This is a genomic window from Flavobacterium sp. MEB061 (genome assembly GCF_000834715.1).
GTDB lineage: Bacteria > Bacteroidota > Bacteroidia > Flavobacteriales > Flavobacteriaceae > Flavobacterium > Flavobacterium pectinovorum.
On record NZ_JXQR01000032.1, the window covers coordinates 1 to 6,421 of the forward strand.

The 6,421-nt window shown below is 36.9% G+C and carries 2 protein-coding genes; both read left to right on the plus strand.

Annotated elements, in window-relative coordinates; genetic code table 11:
- Window positions 1-2,927: T9SS sorting signal type C domain-containing protein (locus tag RT99_RS15265; RefSeq protein WP_052483698.1), on the plus strand; the 2,927-nt coding region annotated here is incomplete at its 5' end.
- Window positions 2,928-3,421: 494 nt separating this feature from the next.
- Window positions 3,422-6,421: PKD-like domain-containing protein (locus RT99_RS15270; RefSeq protein ID WP_042565628.1), on the plus strand; the 3,000-nt coding region annotated here is incomplete at its 3' end.

Consider the following 6,421-nt stretch of genomic DNA (forward strand, 5'->3'; position numbering starts at 1 on the left):
CATCTCCTGCTAATACTTTTGCAGCAGTTACTGATGCTACTTTAAATGCAAGTCCGATTAGTATTGACGTACCTGCGGGAACGGCTGCCGGAACTTATACTGGAACTATAACTGTCAAAAATGCGAATTCTTGTACTTCGAGTCCGGGAGTAGCGTTTAGTGTAGTTGTCAATCCTTTGCCTACTATAACTCTTGGTACAGCAGCTCCGGTGTGTGCAACGGGACTCGCTCAAAATACAAGTTTAACTTATACGGGAACCACCAATTCTCCAACAACCTATAGTATTGTCTGGAATGCTTCTCCTACGAATAGTTTTGTAGCGATTACAGATGCAGCATTAACAGCTAGTCCAATTTCAATAGCTGTTCCTGCCGGTACCGCACCCGGAACTTATACTGGAACCTTGACTGTAGCAAATGGTAATTCTTGTGTTTCCAGTTCTGGTGTTGCTTTTAGTGTTGTTGTCAATCCTTTACCAACCATCATCTTGGGTACAGTTGAGCCTGTATGTTCAAGTACAAGTTCTCAAAATACAACTTTAGCTTATACAGCAACAACAAATTCTCCAACAACCTATAGTATTGTCTGGAATGCTTCTCCTACGAATAGTTTTGTAGCGGTTACCAATGCAACTTTAAATGCTAGCCCAATTTCAATAGCTGTTCCTGCGGGAACTGCCGCTGGAACCTATACAGGAACCTTGACTGTAGCAAATGGTAATTCGTGCGTTTCCAATTCTGGTGTGGCTTTTAGTGTTGATGTTAATCCTCTTCCAACCATTACCTTGGGTACAGTTGCGCCCGTATGTTCAAGTGCAAGTTCACAAAATACAACTTTAGCTTATACGGGAACAACAAATTCTCCAACAACTTATAGCATTGTCTGGAACGCTTCTCCTGCGAATAGTTTTGTGGCGGTTACCGATGCAGCATTAACAACTAGTCCAATTTCAATAGCTGTTCCTGCCGGAACTACACCCGGAACTTATAGTGGAACTTTGACTGTAGCAAATGGTAATTCATGTGTTTCCAGTTCGGGTGTGACTTTTAGTATATTGATAAATGAGTCACCTTCAGCTCCAATTATAGGGGCTATAACACCTGCATCATGTACGGTTGCCACAGGTAGCATCGCTTTAAGCGGATTACCTGTCGGAGGGACATTAACGTTATATCCCGGTGAAATAATAAAACCTTATTCAGGAACAACTGTTACTATTTCCGGACTTTCATCCAATACTTACGCTTTTACAGTAAGTAATGGGATTTGTACTTCGGTAATTTCTGCAAATGCAGTCGTGCCCAGTCTAGTTACAAATACCTACACCACTTCATGGTCTAATGGAACACCTACAGCGGATCAGGACATTATTTTTGCGGGAGACTTTATCTCAGCTGGCGGTGGTGTCGGAGATATTACAGCTTGTAGCTGTACTGTAAACACGGGAGTAAGTGTTACAATTCAAGCTTTAGATACTCTTACGTTAACGAATTCATTATCAAATAATGGAGGAAGTGTAACTTTCGAAAATAATGCCAGTTTATTACAAATAAATAATGCGATCAATACAGGTAATATTACTTATCAACGAACTACTACTCCAATTCTTAGGGGAGATTTTGTTTATTGGTCAACACCTGTAAATCCACAAAGGCTTTTTGATGTTTCTCCTTTGACCTTGGGTGATAAATATTTTTCTTATAATGGAGATCGTTGGGCAATCATCAATCGAAACAGTTATATGTTAATTGGAAAAGGGTACAGTATTCGTGCTCCTCAAAATTATTCAAATACTAATAGAGTTACTTTTACGGCTTCTTTTATCGGTCAGCCAAATAATGGTGATTTATTTGGAGAAACCGTAGCGGCGGGTAAATTTTATTTAATTGGAAATCCGTATCCATCTGCTTTAGATGCAAATCTATTTTTAAGCGCAAATCTTTTTTTAGACGGAACTCTATACTTTTGGACACATAACACTCCTGTGGTTTTGGTAGGTGCTTACCGATATAATTCGGATGACTATGCCAGTTATAATTTTACTGGTGGTGTAGGTATAGGAACACCAGCACCAACGGGAACACCACAAAATAACGACAGTACTCCAACCGGTAAAATCGGGGCGGGTCAATCTTTCTTTGCAACCGCTAATAATGCAGGAACAGTTGCATTTACCAATAATATGCGATTGGGAGGTATTGACAATTCTCAGTTTTTTAAACCTGAAAATAATTCAAATTCAGCATTACCTGAAAGACATCGGTTATGGCTAAATATGACTAATAGCGAAGGAGCCTTTAAGCAAATGCTGATTGGTTATATTGAAGGAGCAACTAATGATTTTGAAAGCAAATACGATGGCGTAACATTTGATGGTAATCCGTATTTGGATTTTTATAGTATCGCAAATGATAATAAATATGTGATTCAGGGTCGAGCCTTGCCGTTTACAGATACAGATATTGTTCCATTAGGATACAGAAGCACTATTGCCGGCGATTTTACAATTTCGATAGACCACGTTGATGGTGATTTACGCAATCATACTATTTATATTGAAGATAAAGTCACAAATACAGTTCATAATTTAAAGAGCAGCAATTATACATTTTCAACTGCAACGGGAACTTATACAGATCGTTTTGTATTGACTTATGTAAACAAAACATTAGGTTTGGGAGAATTTGAGGCGAACGATAAAAATGTTTTGGTTGCTGTGCAAAATAAGGTAATTACTATTACATCCAGTACTGAAAAAGTAGACACAGTTTATATTTATGATCTTACTGGTAAAATGATTTATAAAACAGCGAATTTATCAGATACAGTGGTGAAAATTGACAATTTGAAAGTAAAAAATCAGGTTTTATTAGTGAAAGTAATTTTAGATACGAACGAAACAAAAACATATAAAATAGTTTACTAGAAAGCAATAATACAGCGAAAAGTCCACTTGTTATAGACGAGTGGACTTTTTTTTTGCGAAAAAATCAAAAAAATCAAGGTATAAAAAGTAGGGTTTTTAAAGCAATCGTTTTTTTGTTAACACAAAAAAATGCATTTGGTCGGTAATTGATGCTATTTGTCGGAAAAGTTAATTTTTAAAATAAAATACTTGTAATAAACTGTTTTTTACGCTTTATTTGGACTAGAATAATCTTAAAAGGAATACTTTATTTTAAAAAGTTCTGATGTTTAAAGAGTTAGCTTTTTTTGAAAGTTGAATTGGTTTTTAATGTATTTATTTTCAAAATTTGTTTGTAAATAAATGCTTTCAAAATGTTAAAATTTATTTTAACATTAACATTTAAAAAACTGTTCTAATCATAAAATCGTAAGTGATTAAATATCAGTGTTTTTTATTTTTTAAAGAATGCTGATAAGTTTTTTTCAAAATGTAATCACAAATACCACTACTATATGATTAGAAAACTACTTTTACTCATTATTTTTATTATTTTCCCTGTCCTAAGTTTTGGACAATCGATTTGGACAAATCCAATTACTGGAGCAGATCCAGGACAAGTTAACCCATATACAACTGGTGATTCCAAAAATGCAAATATCTCAGTATCAGGAATAAGGCGAACTGGAGTTTCTGGTGCAAATGGAAACAATAGCTATACTACAGGTAATTGGAATAATGGCTTTACTTCCACTAAGTATATCGAATTTATTCTAACACCAAATAATGGATATAAAATAGATTTTATAAGTCTTCAATATACTGGTCAAACAGGTGGTGGTGGATCGGGAACTGCACCCTCAAGTTTTGCTGTTAGATCCAGTGTAGATAATTTTACTGCAGATATTGGCTCGGCGGTTGCAGGAACAAATACTATTTCATTATTAGGAGCTTCATATCAAAACATAGGTACAGCTATAACTTTTAGAATATATGCATGGGGGGGTACAAATGCCACTAAGACATATGCTATCAATGATTTTACATTTAATGGTACAGTTTGCTCCTCTCCAATTACTACAGGAGCATCTATCTGTCAGGGAGGTACAGGTTCTTTAACTTCAACAACAAATGGAGTTACTGCAAACACATTTACAGGTTCTTGGAATGCTGTAACAGATGCTACAGCATCTATACCTACAACCTCAATGAACAATAACACAAACTGTGGTTTTGTAGCAGGGATTGTTAGAAATTACACGGCGACAAGTTTTACTGTTAGTACAACAGGAGTTTACACTTTTAAAATGACAGATACCAATGCTTATGATGGTATGGCATATATTTATTCAGGAAACTTTACACCAGGGACATGTCCTGGCGGAGGTAACTGGATAATTGGCGATGATGATAATTCAGGACTAAATGCCGAACCAAGAATGACTCCTACTTTAATTGCAGGAGTAGTGTATACTTTGATCTCTACTACTTATAATAACTCGTCGGGTACTTATAGTGGTGACTATACTTGGACTGTCACGCCGCCAGCAGGAGGTCAAGTTACAACATCGCCAGTTAGTTGGTATACAGCTGCAACAGGGGGCACGCCTATTGGCGGAGGTTCTCCTTTTAATCCGGTTGGAGTTGCTGGTTCTGGTTTAGCTAATACTAATACAGTTGGCACAACTACATATTATGCTGCGTCAGTAGGATCTTGCGCAAGAACTCCTACAACTTTTGTAATTAATGGAGACACTCCAACTACATCATTAGGCACATATACTTTTTGTATCGATAATAGCATGACACAAACTACAGCAAATGCTGCCGCTGGTCAATATGCTTTAGTTAATGTTGTTAAGGGATATAACTACACATTTGCAGTTGGAAATGTTTTCGCTAGTAATAACGAAAAACTTAATATTTTAGATGCTGCTACAGATTTAGAAGTTACTCCTACTGCTAATAATACTTCTGCTTCGGGAGCTACAATTTCTAATTGGGTAGCACCATTTTCCGGCCAGATAAAAGTTGTTTTATCAACAGGGAGTTGTTCAAATATTGGAATTGGGGGTACTGGTGGAATTGCTTTGACGTTAAATTCAATTGGTGATACGCAAGAAACTCAAAATGAATTTGGCACTAATACCTGGGTAGGACATATTTACAATGCTGGAGGATCTTCTCCAGAACCGTTTGTCACAGCTAATTATGCTGGAACGTACAACATAGCTACTGAAACTATTAATGAAGGTTTTGGTGGCGATGCAAATTGTTTCCCTGTTTACTCAAATGGAGTTCAGAGAGCAAGCATTCTTACCGAAGGAATGGCTGTAAGATATAAAATGAAAACTACTAAGTCAGGTTGTTATTTAATTACGATGACTGGCGATGATGGTATACGTTTATTTTTAAACGGAACAAAAGTCTTTGACAGATGGGTTCAACAAGTTTCTACTACTTATAGCAATGTTTTAGTAAATCTGGATGGAGACGACGATCTTGTATTTGATTATTATGAAAATGGAGGAGGAAATGTCGTAGGCTTTTCGATGACAGCATTCAATGCAGGTGCAAATACTATTACCGCACCGGCAACTGTTACTTTTTGCAGCAATGGTGATCCGGCTGTTATAGAGGGATCATTACAATATAACTCAAACGATGTTAATTTTCAAAATCCACAACTTAATTTCCAATGGCAGATTTCTACAGATGGAAGTAGTTACACAGATATATCTGGTGCTAATGGTAGAACTTATGATCCACCAGCGATTATAAATAATACTGCTGCAAATATTGTAAGAAGGTTTAAAAGATTAGTTACTTTAAATACTGCCAATGTTCCTAACATTAACAATGTAAGAACAAGTTGCTTATATAATGAAAGTAATATTGTAACAATTACAACTACACCAACAGCAGTTATTTCTGCTACTACTGCATCGACATGTACTGGTGTTGCCTTTACAGTAACTCCAACTGGAACAATTCCTGCAGGAACAACCTACAGTTGGGGAATTCCAACAGTAACGGGAGGAATTGCTGGCGGTACAGCAAGTACAGGATCACCAACTAGTATTACAGGAACACTTTTAAATCCTTCTGCTACTGCTCAGACCGCTACATATACAGTGACCCCAACCTCTGCGGGTTGTGCGGGTGCTACTTTTACAGTAACTGTTACGGTTAATCCTTTACCAACACCAACATTTACTGCCCAGCCTGCAGCATCAACTTGTATTGGTACTTCTGTTACTTATACTACACAAGGTGCAATGTCCAATTATGTTTGGGGATTTCCGGGAACTGCAGGTACAGATTATGCAATTGTTTCTGGCGGAACTAGCAATGATAGTTCAGTAACGTTGAGATATTTAACAGCAGGAAGTAAAACAGTTACGATTAATTATACAAATGTTCCTAATAGTTGTACAGCAACTTCAGCGACATCTTCATCTGCAACTACTGTAAATGCGTTACCAACACCAACATTTACTGCCCAGCCTGCAGCA